The organism is Paenibacillus sp. FSL M7-0896, assembly GCF_037975415.1.
Classification (GTDB): Bacteria; Bacillota; Bacilli; order Paenibacillales; family Paenibacillaceae; genus Paenibacillus_AQ; species Paenibacillus_AQ silagei.
Window position 1 is genome coordinate 4,770,873 of record NZ_CP150250.1, and the last position, 19,536, is coordinate 4,790,408.

The window sequence follows — 19,536 nt, forward strand, 5'->3', positions numbered from 1 at the left end:
ATTTTGGCGCAAAAAATCCCCCTCCTGTAAAATCAGTTTCACCCGCTGCCCTCTATCTGCGGTCCTTCCGCTCCAGCTTCACATGACTTGACCCTCTTACGACCAGCTCGCCCTGCAGCTTCTGTGCTGCGCCCTGCTCCTTGTCTTGAATCATGCGGACCAGATGATCGATCGCCAGCATGCCCTGTCTTGCAATCTGATTCCTTACCGTCGTGAGCGGCGGCGAATAATAAGGGGCGATATCAATATCATCGAAGCCCATCACGCTGACATCCTGCGGCACTTCATACCCATAGCTCTTGAGCGCTTGAATACAGCCCATGGCACTGATATCGTTGCCGGCCAGGAAGGCGTCGGGGACTCTCGCGGGATGCAGGCGGAGGTAAGACTTCACGGCATTATAGGTGCTGTCCTCCTCAAAATACCCCTGAAGGATAAACTCCTCCTCCACCGGAAGCTGGTATTCACGCAGCGCGGCCAGATAGCCTTCCTTCCGCTGCACGCTGTCGAACATCGTATCCACGCCGGAGATATAGGCAATCCGCTTATGCCCCAGGCTGATCAAATACTTCGTAGCCTCATAGCCTGATTCATAGGAATCAAAGATAATGCTGCCCATCCCTTCATCCTCCAGCACCCGGTCCAGAAACACCGCCTTGATCTTGTCTTTCTTCATAGCGGCAATGTCCTGCTCGTCGATGCCCAGCTCCTCATAGATAATGACACCATCCACCCGCCGTCCGAGGATATTGCTCATAATGACTTGTTTGTCCTTGGTGACGAATACATTCAGGCCATAGCCCAGCCGGTCGCACTGACGGGACATGGATTCAACCAGCTTGTAGAAGTATGGACCGGATACACTTGTTGTGAAAAAACCCAGCATCTTCGTGGTACCCGATTTCAGCAGCTTACCGTTCAGATTCGGCACGTAATTCAGGCGCTGGGCCACCTTCAGAATATGCGCTTTGGTCTCCGGGCTCAGCACATCCACATCATTCAGGGCGTTGGAGACCGTCGAGATGGATACCCCGGCTTCCCGTGCGACATCTTTGATCGTTATCTTAGCCATATCAATGTCCCTTTTTGATAAAAACGTTTTTATTGACTATAAAGTAACATGAAACCGCTTTAAATACAACACTTTTTCTCATGGGCTTGTCCTGCCACCTTTTCCGCTCATTATTGCCCGCCAGACACAAGGCCTAACCTCTGTCTAGCATACAATAACTTCTATGTCATTAAATTCATCTTATTTTACTATAAGACAGCGGGATTTAGCTATGCCGGAGTAAGGTTACACATCACAGCCTTATGCCGAAGAAAGGCCTTGCACAGCTTGGCAGGCCCTCCTTTGGCATATCGTATTATTTGGTCAAGCCCACACGCCGGTAACGCATCACTCTGCGGTACATGGATTTATCCTTCAGCTGATTAAAAATGTAGGGATCGGGATTCATATTCACTTCAATGATCCACGGCTTCAGTGAGTGGTCTAGTCCGACATCTACACCGAATTGCCGGTGGTGCGGATAAGTCTTTTTCAGTTGCCGCGCTATGCGTGTGCCCAGCCGGTTCATTTCCCCCTTAAGCTGCACAAGCTGCTGCGCAGACAGATGGGTGGAGAGCAAATGCTCCACTGCGGTCGGTTTGCCGCCGCTGTGGTAATTGGTCACAATTTTGCGCGGATGCCCCAGCCGCCCGATAATCCCCGTAGCTTCCCATACGCCCTTGGGACTGAACTGCACCATCACCCGGATATCGAAACGTCGCCCGTGATGCTTCAGCAGGTGGATACCTTTTTGCAGCAGATAGCTCCTCTTCCCGATTCTTGTCGCCAGACTGTGATGAAAAGCCTCAAACGTAGCGAAACGGCGCACGGTCTCTTCATACTGATACATATATCCCTGCCGGTCCTTCCGCTCCGCGCGGATCACGCCCATGCCATACGTTCCCCGTTCCGGCTTGATATAGATCATTCCATAGCCGTGCATCATCTGCTCCAGATTACGCCTGTTAAATCTCCGGGTATCGGGGATGAACCCCTTAATGGTCTCGTTCTTAAGCAGCAGTTGTGTCTTATACCATTTGCTCAGTCCTGAATGAATGGGTTTGGCTGTCACTTATGCACTCTCCTGTCCGGGCTGGGAGCCAACGCTCCGTTTTAACATAAAATTACATATTCACTGCATCCTATGCCGCCGGAGGTGCCGTGGAATATATCATTTGCCCCGTATAGAAAGATTAACTTGTGCAGGATAATTGCCCTCTCCATAGCAGCTCAGCAGGCATACGCTAGTGAAGACGATCAAATGTCAATATATGTATGGAGATGAATCTATGTCCCTTGCTGCTGTAAGTGTAACCTCAAGCGCTCCACCGATCGACGTCCTGATTCCTGCTATCGAAAAGGATCTCGCCACCCTCCCTTATGTAATTGATAGTCTTCGCCGTTATGTCCAGCACTCTATCAGCAATATCTACATTGTCTCGCCGGAGAATAGTAGAATCAGACAGCTGTGCTCCCGGAAAGCTTGCGTCTTTGTCAATGAAACCACTGTCCTCCCATTCACCAAAAAAGCGATCCGCTATTCCTCTTCCCGCTGGAACCGGTCAGGCTGGCTGTATCAGCAGCTGCTCAAGATGAACGGGGATCAGGTGTGCCGTGAGAAGTATTTCCTGGTCATTGATGCAGATACGGTGCTCATCCGTCCCCATCGCTTCCGTACCGGCGGGAAAAGCATCTTCTATTGCCGCAACTGGAGCCAGCCGGAGTATTTCCGCACCTACCGCAAGCTGCTCGGTGCCCCTGCGCCTTCACCCAAGTCGTTCGTGACCCACTACATGCTGTTTGATTCCGCAAAGCTGGCCAGTCTCAAACGAAAAATTGCAGCCCGCCACGGCATGTCCTGGCACGCGGCTATTCTGCACTCGATCAACAAGAAGCGGCAGTTCGGCTTCTCCGAATTCGAGACTTATGCCAACTACGTATACAGCACAAACCGCACCTCTGTGCTGCTCAAGAATGCCAATAATAAAGCGCTGAAGACCCCTGCGGGCTCGCTGACTGAGGCGCAAATCCGGAAGTACGCCGGGTCTTACCGTTCGCTCTCCTTCCATCAGCGCAAGGGATACTCCACTCCGGGCAAGCCTTAAGGAGGCAAGAAACGTGATGCATACTATTCTTCTGTGCGGCGGCTCCGGCCAGCGGCTATGGCCTCTGTCCGGCAGCATCCGCTCCAAGATGTTCCTGCAGCTGCTGCCTGCACCGGGCGGGGGCACAGAATCCATGATCGGGCGGGTATGCCGTCAGCTCAGTCAGGCCGGACTGGATGAATCCCTGTTGCTCGTGGCCCATCAGGAGCAGGTAGCCCTCACGCAGCGGTATACCGGAAGCAATTATCCGGTAATCGGAGAGCCGTGCAAGCGCGGCACCTTCACTGCTGCCGCGTTCGGCGCGCTGCACTTGCTTGCCACCGGAAAGGCACAGCCGGAGGACATCATCTGTATCGCTCCGGCCGACATGTATGCGGATGATGATTTCTTCCGCCAGTTCCATCAATTCGAGGCACTTCTGGCCGATTCTGGGGCCGAACTCCTCCTGCTTGGAACGAGGCCTTCCTATCCCTCAGAGCAATACGGCTATATCGTCCCGGCACAGGAGGACGATGGCGGGTATGCTCGGGTACTATCTTTTGCAGAGAAGCCGGATAAAGTTAAAGCCCTGGAGTTGATGCAGGAGAAGGCCTTATGGAATTGCGGTGTGTTCGCTGCGCGGCTCGGCTTCCTGCTGGAGCATCTGGAGCGGCTGGGGCTGCCTGTGGAATTCGCAGCATTAACCGCACTGTACCCAGAGCTCCCGGTCCGCAGCTTCGACAAGGAAGTGGCAGAACGCAGCACCAAGGCTGTTGTCGTAAGGCATGAGAGGGAATGGTCCGACCTGGGAAGCTGGGATACGCTGACGGCCCGGCTGCCCTCACAGGTTATTGGAGTAGGCGGGCTATGGGGAGAATGCGGAGACAGTCACCTTATTAACGAGCTGGAGGTGCCGCTGCATGTCATTGGGGTCTCCGGTATAGTCGCCATAGCCGGTCCCGAAGGCATCCTGATCGCAGATAAGAAGGACGCTAACACCATCAAGGATATTCTGGCGAAGAATTCAGTAACGGAGCCGAGGTATGGTGAAACGGGCTGGGGCAGCTATACCGTACTGGACCGGGAATCAGACGGCTCCCGGCTTGTCCTTACGGCAATGCTTACCCTGCTGCCGGGCCATAACATACCTGAGATGACCTGTGAGCATTGTGCCAAGTCCTGGATGATTGTGTCCGGCCACGGAGAGGTATGGGTGGATGGGTGCGCAGCCGAAGCAGCGGCAGGCGGGAGCTATACAATAGCCCGGGGGCAACAGCATACGCTCAGAGCTTTCAGTGCAATGAAGCTGATCGAGGTACGGACTGGCGAAGGAGGAGACGACGGGCGGGTGTACGGCTGCTGATATGAAGCTCCAGGGCTTCTTCGCAGATCCCGCCGCCACAGGCAAAAGGGATATCGCAAACGCCAGAATAGCTGGCCGTTTACGATATCCCTTATTAGTGGTGAAGGCTGTTGCCCACTATGTTAGGAGCAGGAGTGCTGCGGACGGATCACTGTATTGCGCAGATTCTAGACGGACGGCGGCAGGAACTGGAACCATTTGAAGTCAAACCGGCTGCCCGGCAGGAACAGGAAGGTAACCGTCCCGCTGCCGCTGACCGGCGGCTCCAGGGTGAATTCACGCTCAATGTAGCTGCCGATTCCGGCGAATTCTATCAGTTGCTTCCTTTCGCCGCCGGAACCGCTGAACAGGATCTGCAGTGTATTGTTCGCAAGCGCTGAGCGTCCGCAGATTACCACCCGTGAGCCTTCCGCTCCGCCGAAGTCCATTCCGGCAAATATAAGCGAAACATTGTTGCCGATTCCCTCGACGGCATCTTCAGTTAGGGTGAAGGTATCCCCGTAGACCGCAGTGTTGGCCAGGGCATTCAGACGCTCGAACGCCTTAGGCTTACGGACAAAGTAGAAGCCCTTCAGATGAATCTTCTTGCGCAGCACGAAGGACAGAGAGGTGATACCCGTCAGCCGTCTGGGAAGCGTATAACGTTCTTCCTGATACACATTCCAGCGGGATGGCTTCTGGTAAGTCATGGTGGTGAGCCGCTCGGCACCAGGCTGCCCGGGCACGCCTTCCCATATCTCAATCGGGAATTCCTGATCATCAAGCGAGAAGATTGGCAGAATAATCTCATCAGCCCCATACTCCCCGAAGTCAATCCGTTCGAAGCAGATCCGGCTCTCCCCTTCGCGGGCAGTGGCAACACCCCGTTCATTGCCGTTGGTCAGATTCCGGCTGTGGCTGCTGCTGAACCCGGAGGAGACAAATTCATACGGATTCAGATAAGCTTGACCAAAGCCTGTCAGCCTGAATTCCATTTGTGAATAGAGCCGTATTCCGTCAGCGCCATTGGCTGTTCCGCAGCGGATATATACATCTCCGTCACCGAGAGCCGTAATGACCGCCTCATGCCCATCCGTCTCCATGGCAGCAATATTGGCATCAATCCCGGCAGCGTTCGTAAGCCGCCACTCGACATCCCGCCAGGAGGCACCCTGTGGATGAAGCTTGACGCGGACCGGAAGCGACGGCTGCTCCGGTGTCAGAACATTGCCTTCGGGACAGATAATCTCCAGCTTGCGGACCGGGATCTCTCCATCCCGGCCACTCTCCGGATATCCGGATGCCGCATCTGCCTCCAGCGGATTGTGCGCATACAGATACAGCTCATCCCCGGCAGCCGTTCCCGGTGCCGGCAGCACCGATTGCAGCGTAAGCTCGGCGGAAGCTAGTCCCCCCGAAGCTGCCCGCAGCGTAATTGTTCCAGCCTCCAGTGTACCGGCAATCACTGCCAGCAGCTTACCGCTGAACAACCGGCGGCTGACGCCTTTGTAGGAATCATAGTCCGTGCTGTCCCCGTTATCCAGACCGATCAGCCGTCCGGGGCCTTCAATACGGAGACGGACCCGGTTATTGGCATTCGCTACCGGACGCCCCTCCTGATCCAGGGTGCTGATCGTTACAAAGATAAGATCCGTACCGTCTGCCGTAATTATCTGTTTGTCGGGAGTAAGGACAATCGACGCTGCATCTCCGAAAGAGGAAATCTGATCTGTGGCAATAACCTCCCCCTGCTCATCATAAGCTACAGCCCGCAGAACACCTTCCGCATAAGGCAGCTGCCATTCTCCAAGCAGCTTATGCCCGTGAACATGATCAATCTCCACAATGCCCTGCGGGATTTCATTCATGAACAGCTCGATGCGCGGAGCATTGGAGCAGACACGCACATCAATCAGCTGACCCTGAGAGAAGTCCCAGTACGGGAAGATATGAACCATCGGATGTGTACGGTAATCCGTCCATTCCGCCTGATAAATATAATAGGAGTCTTTAGGGAAGCCTGCGGTATCCAGCTGCCCGAAATACGAATTCTTGGTGTGATACGGGGTAGGCTCCCCGATATAGTCAAAGCCGGTCCAGAGAAACTGCCCCAGCGAGAAGGCGGCATCCCGGTCTTCGGTGATGCAGACCTCCGTGCTCTTGGCTCCCCAGCTGGTAGAGCTGTTCCCGAGGGAGGAGCACTGCTGGTCATCATCGGCCAACACGGACTGGGCCAGCGGGAAATGGTAGACTCCCCGGCTCTGTACGGTCGAGCAGGTCTCGCTGCCGTAGATGATCCAGTCCGGATGCTCACGGTGATGCTGCTCATAATATTTCTCCGCATAATTGTAGCCCGCCACCTTAACGATATCGGCGCATTTCTGCGCATTCTCCCAGGGCATATAGTTCGAGCCGATGGTGACGAACGCATTGCGCCGCGGATCATGGATCAGCACCTCAGCCTGCAGCTCGCGGGTAAGCTCCTGGCCCCGGCTGTCCGCATGGGTATCATAAATCTCGTTGCCGATGCTCCACATCAGCAGGCTTGGACGGTTCCGGTCACGCCGCACCCAGCTGGCCACATCGCGCTTCCACCACTGCGGGTAGAAGCGTGCGTAATCATAAGGCGTTTTGCTGCGCTCCCACATGTCGAAGGCTTCTGATACGATCAGCAGCCCCATTTCATCGGCCAGCTCCATGAGCTCTACCGCCGGCATATTATGCGCGGTACGGATCGCATTCACACCCATCTCCAGCAGCAGGACGAGCTGGCGGCGCAGTGCCGCCTTGTTCACAGCAGCCCCCAGAGCGCCCAGGTCATGATGCTGGCAAACTCCGTATATTTTGACATGACGGCCGTTGAGGAAGAGGCCCTTGTCACTGTCCAGCTCCAGGGTCCTGAAGCCGAAGCGCTCCTTCTCCGTTTCAATGACTTCACCCTCAGCCAGCAGCTCGGATTGCAGGCTATAGCAATTGGGACTGGAAATATCCCACAGCAAGGGCTGATCAACAGTAAGACGGCTCAGGCAGTGTACGGTCCTCCCGGCCTGCATAGGCACCTCCGTGATGTGCCCGGTAATTACCGCTCCTTGCGCATCCAGAATGCTGTGCCGCAGCTTCAGCTTCGTTCCCTGTGCCGCAGCTTCGTCTGCGATACGCAGCTCCACATCGACATCCACCGTCCAGGTATCACCTTCCGCTGCTCTGGCTGCAATATAGATCCCGTCAGCGGCAATATGCGTCTTCGGTGTCGTCTTCAGCCAGACCGGACGGTAGATTCCAGCCCCGGAGTACCAGCGGGAATTGGGAGATTCGTGGATCACACGCATATATATTTCATTCTCTCCCTCTATCAGGTACGGGGTAATATCGAATTCAAAGGTAGAATATCCGTATTTCCACTCCCCCGCCCCCTGCGCGTTCACGTATAATGTGGAGTTCATATACACTCCTTCAAAACGCAGGGAAACGAGCTCATGGGCAGGCACTTTATCGAACTTAAGGCTGGTGCGGTACCAGCCCTCTCCGTTCTCATAGAGATTATGAGTATCATAGATAAGCCAGTCATGCGGCAGCGTAACCGGCATCCATTCCTTATCTGCGGCTACCTTGGCGAGCTCCGAATAAAGCGGTTGCTTGCTGAATTGCCACCCCTTGCTGAGTTTCCTTTTTAGACTCATTGCTGCACTTCCCCCTTAATAGTCCTACCCCTTTAATGCCCCTACCATCACGCCTTTAACAAAATACTTCTGCAGGAACGGATACAGCACCAGGATTGGGGCTGTACTCACGATAATTGCCGCATACTTCAGCGTCTCGGTCACATCCCGGCTATGGAGCAGTGTTGTGGTGCCCAGCATGCTGGCATTATCGTTCTCAAGAATGATATTTCTGACCACAAGCTGGATCGGGAACAGGCTCTGGTCCCGCAGGAAGATTATCGCGTTAAACCAACTGTTCCAGTGGCCTACGCCATAATACAGGATCAGCACAGCGACAACTGGCATAGACAGCGGAATGAAGATGCGGAACAGGATCGTGAAGTGACCTGCACCGTCCAGGAAAGCGGACTCCTCCAGCTCCCTCGGAATCGCCATGAAATAAGTGCGCATGATGATTAGGTTGAACGTACTAACTGCCGTAGGCAGAATCAGCGCCCAGAGGCTGTCGAGCAGGCCATAGGATTTCACGATCAGATAGAAAGGCACCAGTCCCCCTTGGAAAAACATGGTGAATACAATGAAAAACATGATCGGCTTTTGCAGCATGACCCCTTCCCGTGACAGGAAATAAGCGCCCAGGGAGGTAAGCGTCATGTTAATGCCAAGTCCCACCACCAGGATGAACAGTGTATTTTTGAAGCCGGTCAGAATGACTGGGTTGTTAAGCACCGCCTTGTAAGCTGCCAGCGAGAAGCCTTGCGGCCAGAGCAGAATGCCATCGAAGGAGATCAGGCGGTTCCCGTCACTTAACGAGGAGAACAAAATATACAGCATAGGATAAAGTGTCAGAATAATCATAAGCACCATAATAATCGAATTGCAAATATCAAAGATTCGTTCACCGAGCGATGCTTTAATCATAGTTGTCCCCCCTTACCAAAGACTGTTTTTACTTGCACGTTTACTGAAAGAGTTAGCGAGCAGCAGAATGGTGAAGTTGATGACGGAGTTGAACAGACCTACCGCCGCACTGTAGCTGTAGCTGAATTCCAGAATCCCTTTACGGTAAACAAAAGTGGATATGACATCAGCCGTCTCGTAAATACTGGCGCTGTATAACAGAATGATTTTCTCAAATCCGACATTCATAATATTTCCGAGTGCCAGGATCAGCATAATCATAATCGTAGGCAGAATGCCGGGCAGGGTAACGTGGCGGATCTGTTGAACCTTGGTCGCTCCGTCGATTTTGGCAGCCTCATACTGCTGCTGGTCAATGCCGGTGATGGCTGCCAGATAGATGATTGTTCCCCAGCCGATTTGCTGCCAGATCTCACTGATTATGTAGATGGGGCGGAAGGACTCGGGCTGTTGCAGAAATGAGATCCGGGTGCCGCCAAAATAGGCAATGACATCGTTAATCAAACCATCTGATAAGGTGAAGTAGCGCACAATTCCCGCCACAACTACAAGTGTAATAAAATGCGGCATGTAGGTAATAGTCTGAGTGATCCGGCGGAAAAGCGGGCTTTTCAATTCATTTAGCAGCAAGGCCAGAATGATCGGTGCCGGAAATCCGATGAGCAGATTGAAGAAGCTTAACAGAACGGTGTTCTTAATTACGCGGAAAAAGTAAATACTCGAAAAAAAAGCTTCAAAGTGCTTGAACCCCACCCATTCACTGCCCCATATTCCTTGGGAAGGCACAAATTGCTTGAAGGCAATAATCGTTCCGTAAAGCGGAACATAGTGGAACAAAACATAATACAGGATGACAGGCAGCATCATCAGATACAGCCATTTATTGCGCAGTAAGTCTTTTCCCAGTCTGGTTTTCAGCATATTTCCCTCTCCTTTGCTGCAATGTTTAACGCAGGGACTGCCCGTATCTGTTCTCTGTAGCAGCCCCTGCCGTTATAAGTTTAGTTAGCGGTTCAAATAACGTTCGTAGGCCGCTTGTTGAATTTCCAGTGCGCGCTCGATGCCCAGATCCTTCATTTGCTGAACAGCTTGATCGTATTTATCAACAGATTCGGTACCCAGGATGATCTTGATCTCCGTTTCTTTCACAAAGGCATTGATATCGTTCATAATACTGCTCATTTCATCCGCTTCTTCAGCAGTTGGTGTTACCGGAGGAAGCAGGTGGCTCTCATGATTGGTCTGTTTCCAGATGCCGATGGATTCAGTAGTTGCCGGATATTTCGCCGGCAGGTTGTTGTCCTGCTGAATCATCGGGAAGTTGGTACCGTGAGAATATTTGGACATGACCTGATCACTGCCGAGGCCCTCCGGATTCTTAACTACAAGATCGGTATATACGGGCTTTCCGTCTTTGAGCGTGTAAGTAGTGCCTTCAACCCCATAGGTATTCAGCATTCTGCCTTCTTCGGTAAAAGCATAATCCAGCCAGCGCATGGCAGCTTCGACATTCTTGGTGGTGGCAGAGATGGCTGCCGAGCTTGTCCCCGCATAGGCATTATCCAGCTGTCCGAACTCCGGAAGTCCACCTTTGACAGCAGACGGGTATGGAGCGGCTACGAAGTCAGCCTTCGGATCAGTTTGCTGTACGGCTGAATTATATTTCTCAATATAGTACTGCCAGCCAATCGTTGCACCGCTTACATTTGAAGTCATTTTTTTATCGACTGTAGCTGCATCAATAGAGGCGAAATCCTTGTCGATCAGCCCTTCTTTGTACCACTGGCTCATCGTAGTCAGGTAATCCTTATAGCCCGGCTCCAGATAGCCGTACACTACTTTTCCATCATTGACATAGAAGTTCCCCATCACGCCAAAGGCTCCGGCGAATCCGCCTGTCCGTTCACCCAAAAACATCGTGCGAAAGGTTACAGGGGAGGCAGCATTCTTCTTCTCTTTAAAAGCAGTCAATACGGTGTGCCACTCTTCAATCGTTTCCGGGATGCTGAGATTCAGCTCTTTCAGCCAATCCTGACGGATAATCGGCCCGCCATAGACACGTCCGGCTTCCGAGCGGATGAACGGGAAGGCATAGTAGGTGCCGTCATCCGTTTTGATCATTTTGTCAATTTCCGGGTGCTCCTGGAGGGTCTTTTTCAGGTTAGGCGCGTATTGCTCAATCAGATCATTAAGCTTCAGAATATATCCCTGCTCTACAGCCTTGTCAGGACCGCCCGGATATTGCAGCCATGTATTCAGGAAGATATCCGGCAGTTCACCTGATGCCAGCAGCAGACTGAACTTCTGATCAGTCATGGGTGTTCCGCCCAGCTGTTTGATGATGATTCCTGTGCGTTTCTCGTATTCGTCATCGACCGGCAGACGTTCCGGCGTGCCTCCCAGCTGTTCGTTCATATAAGTCAGCTCTATTCCGCCCGTCATCGGATAAGTGAAATCTGCAGCGGCTTCATTTGAAGCAGGGGCGTTCCCTGCAGATGTGTTTGGAGCGCTCTCATTGTTCACATTCCTGGAACTGCTGCAGCCTGAAGCCAGCAATGTGAGACCTAACAAAACGACAACCAGTTTATGAAGCTTGTTCGTTCCAAATAATTTCATCGCTAATTCGACCTCCGTTATATGTTTAGTTAACGACTTGATGCCTCTACAATGTAAGCTGAATCTTGTATACAAACAATATTCAAAATGCGGAATCCATTGTTAAAAACGCAAAAGAGGATAGAATCAGCCTGCTTCTATCCTCCTGTAGAGAAATTGGGTATCCGGTTTGTTTATTGCAGAGTTTTGAACCTCCCAGGTGTGATGCCTTCATATTTTTTGAATACCCGGATGAACGCACTGCTGCTGGAGAAGCCCACACGGGAAGAAACCTCCTCAATGGTGACTCCTTCCTGAAGCAATTTTTTGGCCTCGGCAGTACGAACCTGACTGATGTAATCATGCAGCCCCTGACCCGTCTGTTCCTTGAACAACCGGGACACATATTGCGGAGTGATGCCGAAGTTGGCACCAATCATGGACACACTAAGATTGATGTCCGCATAATGATTCTGCACATAGGCAGATACCTCGTCTCCGATTCCCGAATTTGAGACCAGTGCAAGCTTCTCCGTGGCTTTGCTGCAAGCCATTTGGATCAGCTCTGTCAGCTCATGACGAAAATCTGCGCGGGTGGAGCAGGCCAAGAGCCTTTTCATCGGACGCCATTCGTCCCATAGCTTCGAGCGCTTCGTTTCATGCGGGACAGCCTTCATAATGGAGCTGGTTAAATCAATCATGGCATATCTCACAAGCTCTATGGACGCCTGGGAACCGAAGAAGCGGGCCAGAATCTCATCTGCCATCACCGCAGCCTTCTCAAATTCACCGCTTTTGACCAGATTAATAAATACAACTTCATCATTGATTGTCAGATAATAATCCGTCTCCTGTGGTTCAATATCCCCATACCAGATTGATATATTCTCTTCCAGCACCAGCCGGTATTCCTGAGCCTCCAACGCCTGCAGATATCCCTGATGCAACCTGCCCATCCCATGAAGCAGCCCGCTGCCAGCCATCGCAATCTGCAGACCGTATTTCTGCTGAATGAAATCCAGGGTTTGGCCCAGCGCCTCTTCAATATCCTCCTTCCAGTTGCCGGAGCGGCCGGTGTTAATATTCATCACCGCCGCCAGCATACCGTCCATTTCGGTGAAGCTCAGGCCGTGATTCGGACCTGTGAAATCCATAATGATATTGGACACGATGAAATTGGAAAGGCTTGGCGACGGACTGCCTTCTCCGTTGGCCTGAATGTAGAATAGAAGTACCGCAAAATCCTCCGAATCCCACTGGAAGTGATGGACTCTCGCCGCTTCCTCCAGTGATAATCCATCTTCCACCTGCCCTTTGAGCAGCCTTGATAAGTAGTAGGTCTGCAACACACGGAGCTGCCTGAATTGCTGGCTGTTAATGTCATCCCTCTCCCGAATAGTAGCCAAGGCGCTCTCCCGGATGAAGGAGAATTCATCCAGCACCCGCTGTGTCTGCTCATCTGTGGAGGGAGAGAACATATTAACCAGCTCGCGGACAGGATTATAATTCTTGCGGGCAAAGTAGGAGATGACCACCGTCCCGATCAAAAAGCTGATAAATAGTCCCAGCAGGTTCAAATTGCGGATATGCCGCGCTTTTTCCCAAAATACGCTTGAAGGAAACACACTGATATATTTCCACTTGGTGTTATCGGAATCGATGAAGGATACCATATTCTCCGTACCGGCGATATCCTGGAACGAAGTGCCTGCTGTCTCATCCCCAGCCCGGGCGTCCGGCACAGCTAGCTGTGGAGCAGCTTCGTTATTCTGAAATAAAATCTGATTATGATCATCGGCAATGTAGACCTCGCCGTTATTCACCCAGTCCACATTCTGCAGCATGCTCTGAATCTTGCTGCCGTTCAGCGGCAGAACCAGCATCCCCTTTAGTCCATTGTCAGCAACGCTGCTGGTGAACGGCTTCATCATTACAACCTTATTCTCCCAGCGCCTAAATTTGATAAACGGCATGGGGGCCTCGCTAATGTCACTCTCACCGTTCAGCTGCGCCAGCCATTCTTCATAGGTCAAGCCGATCATCGTGCTGTTCATCGCATAAAAGGCTTCACTGTCTGTATACGTCTCATCCGTCAGCACCCTGTCCAAACTGCTAGAATACAGATAGATTCCATCAATGAAATCATTGGCGGATTTGTACTTGCTCAGTTCCTGCCGGGTTTGATAGATCTGAAAGGCCCCTGCTCCCTCAGTCTCAGGTGTAAGTGTTAAGTATTTATTCACACTGCTATGAATGGATAATTGCATGGCCAGCTTCTCAGCCTGATTAATCTCGCTGTCTACTGTATTCTGCATCTGCTTAAGCATGGCGCTGCCCGCACGTTCAATCTCATACTCAACAATCTGTTTTGTCTGCAGATAGATGATAGCGCTAACAATAAGCGGGATAAGCATGATCACAGAATAGGAGACGATCCATTTAAAGGCTATACTCTTACTGAACTTAAAGCGCTTGTAATTCATCTGCTGTGCTCCCTTACTGTTGCTTATCTGGATTCTGGATGGATCGGACTGAGAATTCCACTATATGATAGTTGAGCCCGGCGGGCAATCCGCAATATGAAACACATCGACAATTTGTAAACAGACCGCTGTAGTGCGCAATCCGGCCGAACAATCCAGTTGAACACTAAAAACCCCTTTGCCGGCAGAAGACCTGAAGGGACAGCCATTGTCCCTTGGTCTTACACCTTCAAAGAGGTTTCTCCAGTTATACAATCTGAAATACGGGCTGCTCCTGAATGTAATGCACCGGCACATCCGGGAACTGCCGGGCCAGCCGCGCCGCCAGCAGCTTCATTCCCGGCGCTTCGCTCTCGGCATGGCCGAGCATGATGAGTGCCCTGTCCTTGCCCTGCTGGACCGCATCGCGGATATACTCAGGCACCTCCCATTCGGGCCCTTCACCGGCGATGACCAGATCAAGCGACTCCTGCTCATACATCGGGATGACCGAATGGCCATTCCCCCGGTAACCGACCAGTACCCCCACTCTGGAGCAGGTGGCGGAGAGGTTCCCGGCAACGCGGACATAAGGGATATTCAACTTCTGCTTCAGATACTCTGCAACCCCGGAAACGGTCATCTCAGGAATGGAGAGGATCGACACCTCGGGCAGATGCCGCTCCACATAGGCTTCCCATTCCAGCTCCTGCAGCAGTCCTTCCACGATCCCGTCCAGCGCATAGCGGTGTATCGTGTCATGGAAGCGGTAGATGCCTACCCCGCTACTTGAAATCAGTGCAGACTTCTCCTGGTAGACGGAATCCTGCTCCAGCGCGCTACCGTGACCTTGGTGGCTATAAAATACACCTTCATGCGTGATCACCAGGTTGGCGCCAAGCCGGGCCGCCTGCTCCACTACATATTGCGAAGCGGCGAAGGCAGTCACGATTCCCTGCACTTCTGTTCCCGCAGCGTCCGGCTCAAGCTTATCCACCGTATTCACGGGCAGCTGTATCCCTGCGGCTAAATGCTCCATCACATCACTGAACGTCAGTGCCATGAGATCTTCTCCTCCTTGATGTTACCTATAACTTAATAGATGGTCCGTCCCAATGCATCTGCAACCCCACTCTTACGGTAGAAATACGTATTGATCTGGTCACGCCATTCCTTGGCATGGGCTGCCTGGCCCTTAAGGCGTTCCTCCACCTGAGTATACAGTCCGTCCGCGATGCTGCCCTTCAGTCCGCCCCATGCGTCCAGCAGCCCCTCGGCACGCTCTGCACCTTCGAAATGTGTATCGTAGATATGCTGGATTACGGTTTTGCCGGAATGCAGCACATGAGTATACGGTACATGGTGGAAGAACAGCAGCAGCTCATCCGGGCATTCCTCCAGCGAATCATAACGCGCGGCGTTGCTGCCCATGTACTGCGAGCTGTAGCCGGTACCGGTCGCCACGGTACGGTCTACCCCGATGCCCTGGTGATCGGCATAGTGGTAGGTGCCCCACATTGAATATTCATAGCCGTCCACATTCGGGCCGTAGTGATGCTCGGGATTGATCATCCAGCCTACGCCAAGCGGGGATGTATAAGACTCATAGATCTCCCAGGAATCCAGCAGAATCCGGCTGATCACTCCGGCAACCGCTGTGTCCGTGCCGAATGTCAAGGCGATCCACTCCGCCGCAATCTCCTCCGCACTCAGCTCAGGATTCCAGGCCAGCCGGCCGAAGCCGTAGAGATTCGCCTGGGACAGCAGATGGCCGGTCCAGTTCTTGTCATTGCCCACATTGGATACCGCCGCAATCCCGCTCAGGCGGTTGCCCCACAGCGATCCGTCAACGATCCGCTTAACAGGGGCCGGGCCGCCCTTGGCCTGCGTATCGAATTCCATAATCTCCTTCCACTGTGGAACGAGATAACAGACATGGCGCTGCTGTCCGGTATATTCCTGGGCGATCTGGAATTCGATCACATGGTTCGTCCGTTCCAGGGCGCCGAAGAGCGGAGATACCGGCTCTCTGACCTGGAAGTCCATCGGGCCGTTCTTAATCTGCAGAATGACGTTATCATGGAACTGGCCGTCCAGCGGCTTGAAATGGTCATAAGCCGCTCTGGCCCGATCCGTCTTGCGGTCACGCCAGTCCTGCTTGCAGTTGTATACAAAGCAGCGCCAGATCACGATGCCGCCGTAAGGCTCCAGAGCTTCCGCGAGCATATTGGCTCCGTCTGCATGGTTCCGTCCGTAAGTGAACGGGCCGGGACGGTTCTCCGAATCGGCCTTGACCACGAAGCCGCCGAAATCGGGAATAGCAGCATAGATGTCGGCTGCTCTCGACTTCCACCATTCCCGCACCCCTGCATCCAGCGGATCTGCCGTACCCACTTCCCCTTCATGCATAGGTCCGGCAAAGTTCACGCACAGGAACAGCCGGATGCCATAGATGCGGAAGATATCGGCGATTCTTGCCACATCAGGCAAATAGGTGGAGATAAACAGCGTCTCCAGCGCATGAACGTTCACGTTGTTGATCGCTATTGCGTTAATGCCGGCGGTGGACATCAGCCGCGCATAGTCTGTAATTCTGTCCATATCCTTCGTGAACTGGTTATTCTCATACAGGAAGGATCTGCCGGAATAGCCGCGCTCCACACTGCCGTCGAAATTATCCCAGTGATTGATCATCCGCAGCGAATTCACAGGATTCACTATTTCATCCAGATTCTCAATGTCCTTGCCGCTGGCAATCAGGCGCAAAAGATGGAAGACGCCGTATAACACACCTGCCTGGGAGGAAGCCCCTACAGCGATGCATTTAAGGGACTGGCTGGTTCGGATGGCGAACCCTTCTGCTCCTACAGCTTGGACGGTCTTGTCCTCGAACAAGCCCTGGATCAGCGGATGATCACCCGTGAAGGTGCCGAAGGCCACACTGAAATCTTCCGGCTGCGGCTTGGAGACAGCCTCAAGGTCCAATAGCGAGGCAATGCCTCTTGTCCATTCCTGAAGTGCAGCCTGGATGGTCTCCCCGGCTTCTGTAACGGATACTGCTCCGCACCATTTCGCATATTGCTTATATAGGGGGCCTTGTTGAAGCTTAGGATAGCTTAACCACGCATTGTATCCGCTGTCATATTGTGCAGCATACTCATTCCCGGATTGTTGTCTCATGTCCATATCTCCTCTGCATACATCTTGTATACTAGATTTCATTCAGGTTCATCCTACCACGCAGCCGCAGCCCCGGAACATTGTCAAATCACGCTAATATTTACCCAAATCAAGCAGAATCCTGTATACTAATAACAAGTGGAAACGGCTTTGCCGTCCTTTTAAAGGACGGTACTGTTTCAGCGAGAAATAGAAGGATAAGTTATCGTGTGCAACATATAAACTCTTATATTTCGGATAAAACAGGCACACAGCCTGAACATCCCTATCATGAAAACGCAAAGTATCAGGGGGCGATCCTATTGGTTGCAGCTTTTGAACCGCCGGTCCCGGGGCAAAGCCTTAGTGAAACTATCATCCCGGATGTGAAAACCACGCTCAACCTGTTCGGCATGCATCTGCGCAAGGTGAGCGGGGAATGGGATTATCCGCAGCACGCCCATCCCCAATATGAATTCAATTATGTGCTTGAAGGAGAGCAGCTGCTCACCGTCAACAACCACAGCTACCTTCAGCACGCCGGGGATCTGGTCCTCTTGAGGCCGGGCGACATCCACTCCAGCCGCAGCGGAAACGGCGGGGCCTTCACCTATTTCTGCATCCATTTCGATATTGATGACAAGCTGTTCATTTCACTTCTCAGCCGGTTGAATCATGTATTATTCACCTCAGAGAGCAATGTTGCCCACAGATTAGGACCGCTCCTCAGCAGGCTGGTGGAGATTTCCACCTCCGGCTCCGGCAGCATCACGATCTCCCAGCGCATGAGGCTGCAGTCTGCCGTCTTCGAGCTGTTCGCCCAGCTCTGGGAGGTCTTCTCCCTGGAGGCTGACAATTCCTCCCCGGGCACTTATGAGCGGATCGAGCTGGCCCACCAGATCCGCAGCCGTCTCCAGGGGCTGGTCTATCAGCAGTTCAAGCACGAGGTGCCCTATGACAGCCATTATGGCGTTGACGACATCGCCGCTGAGCTGGGGATCAGCCCCTCGCACTGCTACCGGGTCTTCCGCCAGGTATTCGGCCTCTCCCCCCGCGTCTACCTGTCGGAGCAGATGCTGCATGAAGCCAAGGTGCTGCTGGATGACCACAGCCTGAGCGTCAGCCAGATCTCCGGCTTGCTCGGCTACCGCGATATCGCCCATTTCAGCAGACAGTTCAAGCGCTGGAGCGGCCAGTCGCCGCGGGAATACCGCGAGGGCAGGAGCTAGGCAGAGCGCGGAGCCTGTACAGCTGTATATCAAGTAGAAGCGGCTTCGCCGTCCTTTTAAAGGACGGTACCGTTTCAGCGAGAAATAGAAGGATAAGTTATCGTGTGCAACATATAAGTTCTTATATTTTTAGTAAAAGCCTGCCTTCATCGTTGATGAGGGCGGGCTTTTTGCGCTATTGCGGGCGGGGCTTGCTGAAGGCCAGCCCTATTTTTTGATATACGTGGCGAAATGCTCCTGGAGGTTCTTGGAGTCGATATCCGCCCGCAGATGGTGGTGCAGCAGCTCGTCGATCCCGGCGGTGTCCCCCTGCACGATATAATCCAGCAGCTGCTGGTGCTCCTGCCGGATGGCGGCCAGCTTCTCATCCTTCAGCATGTGCAGCTTCCGGTAGCGGATATAGTGCACATTGAACTGCTGGAGCACACCCCACAGGAATTCGCGCCCGGCCAGGCCGAACATGGTGCGGTGGAACTGGTCATCAAGCTGCAGGAACACCTCTGCTCCCTCCGCCTGCTCAATACACTTCTGCTGCTGCGCAAGGTTGTCCCTCAGCTCATGCAGCCCTTTAAGCGGGATATTCCCGGCCAGCGATTTCATAATCTCCTTCTCCAGCACATTGCGCAGGTAGATAATCTGTTCCACGGACTCCAGGTCTATGAAGGATACGAGATTGCCTTTTTTGGGATAAATATCGACGTATTGCTCCAGGGACAGCTGCTTCAGCACATCACGGATCGGCGTCCGCGACAGCTGGAAGCGCTCGGACAGAGCCGTCTCACTGATCATCGCCCCCGGCTTCAGCTCAAGGGAGAGAATCTCCTGCTTGAGGTAGGCCATTATTTCTTTTTTGGAAGTCATGGGATAGACCAACTTTCTGTTCGGGATTGTTCTTCCCCCCATTATATAGAAAAGGGATATGAATTTCATTGACAAAGATGAACGCATATTCTATGATCATTACGAATCCTATCTTGTATACAAGATCATGTCACATGTAACGCTGGTTCTGTAAGGTCAATTGTCACAAG

13 protein-coding genes are annotated in these 19,536 nt (G+C 52.7%); 3 read left to right on the forward strand and 10 right to left on the reverse strand.

The features are described from left to right. Positions 1-52: 52 nt before the first annotated feature. Positions 53-1,072, reverse strand: a complete 1,020-nt coding sequence (locus MKY12_RS20740; protein WP_036731707.1) for a LacI family DNA-binding transcriptional regulator — start codon at positions 1,070-1,072, stop codon at positions 53-55. Between the two features lie 295 nt (positions 1,073-1,367). Continuing rightward, on the reverse strand, positions 1,368-2,123 hold the full coding sequence (locus tag MKY12_RS20745) for a YheC/YheD family protein (protein WP_339310580.1): 756 nt from the start codon (positions 2,121-2,123) through the stop codon (positions 1,368-1,370). Between the two features lie 217 nt (positions 2,124-2,340). Between MKY12_RS20745 and MKY12_RS20750 the strand changes: the two genes are divergently transcribed. Both MKY12_RS20750 and MKY12_RS20755 read left to right on the forward strand, forming a co-directional pair. Continuing rightward, positions 2,341-3,156: a DUF6492 family protein gene (locus MKY12_RS20750; RefSeq protein ID WP_339314927.1), complete on the forward strand. Its 816-nt coding sequence runs from the start codon at positions 2,341-2,343 to the stop codon at positions 3,154-3,156. A gap of 16 nt (positions 3,157-3,172) precedes the next feature. Further along, positions 3,173-4,498 (forward strand): sugar phosphate nucleotidyltransferase, encoded by a 1,326-nt coding sequence (locus MKY12_RS20755; RefSeq protein ID WP_339314929.1) that lies wholly within the window; start codon positions 3,173-3,175, stop codon positions 4,496-4,498. 167 nt (positions 4,499-4,665) lie between these two features. On the opposite strand, the gene MKY12_RS20760 is transcribed toward MKY12_RS20755, so the two are convergent. From MKY12_RS20760 to MKY12_RS20790, 7 genes are all read right to left on the reverse strand, one after another. Then, a complete protein-coding gene (locus MKY12_RS20760; protein ID WP_339310582.1) occupies positions 4,666-8,157 on the reverse strand; it encodes a sugar-binding domain-containing protein in 3,492 nt (1,163 codons plus the stop codon). Between the two features lie 24 nt (positions 8,158-8,181). Beyond that, entirely contained in the window at positions 8,182-9,060 is an 879-nt protein-coding gene (locus MKY12_RS20765) for a carbohydrate ABC transporter permease (protein WP_339310584.1), read from the reverse strand. A gap of 12 nt (positions 9,061-9,072) precedes the next feature. Continuing rightward, a complete protein-coding gene (locus MKY12_RS20770; protein ID WP_036731695.1) occupies positions 9,073-9,981 on the reverse strand; it encodes an ABC transporter permease subunit in 909 nt (302 codons plus the stop codon). Positions 9,982-10,065: 84 nt separating this feature from the next. Beyond that, positions 10,066-11,676: an extracellular solute-binding protein gene (locus MKY12_RS20775; protein WP_339310586.1), complete on the reverse strand. Its 1,611-nt coding sequence runs from the start codon at positions 11,674-11,676 to the stop codon at positions 10,066-10,068. A 173-nt stretch (positions 11,677-11,849) separates the two neighbouring features. Then, a complete protein-coding gene (locus MKY12_RS20780; protein WP_339310588.1) occupies positions 11,850-14,138 on the reverse strand; it encodes an AraC family transcriptional regulator in 2,289 nt (762 codons plus the stop codon). A gap of 247 nt (positions 14,139-14,385) precedes the next feature. Next, positions 14,386-15,180 carry a Nif3-like dinuclear metal center hexameric protein gene (locus tag MKY12_RS20785; RefSeq protein WP_339249697.1) on the reverse strand — a complete coding sequence of 265 codons (795 nt, stop codon included), beginning with the start codon at positions 15,178-15,180 and terminating at the stop codon, positions 14,386-14,388. Positions 15,181-15,212: 32 nt separating this feature from the next. After that, a complete protein-coding gene (locus tag MKY12_RS20790) occupies positions 15,213-17,297 on the reverse strand; it encodes an alpha-glucuronidase family glycosyl hydrolase (protein WP_339249699.1) in 2,085 nt (694 codons plus the stop codon). 302 nt (positions 17,298-17,599) lie between these two features. Here MKY12_RS20790 and MKY12_RS20795 point away from each other — a divergent pair, with 302 nt between their 5' ends. Continuing rightward, positions 17,600-18,505: an AraC family transcriptional regulator gene (locus tag MKY12_RS20795; protein WP_339249701.1), complete on the forward strand. Its 906-nt coding sequence runs from the start codon at positions 17,600-17,602 to the stop codon at positions 18,503-18,505. 207 nt (positions 18,506-18,712) lie between these two features. Here MKY12_RS20795 and MKY12_RS20800 read toward each other — a convergent pair whose 3' ends face one another. After that, positions 18,713-19,366, reverse strand: a complete 654-nt coding sequence (locus MKY12_RS20800; protein WP_036731680.1) for a GntR family transcriptional regulator — start codon at positions 19,364-19,366, stop codon at positions 18,713-18,715. Between the last annotated feature and the right edge of the window lie 170 nt (positions 19,367-19,536).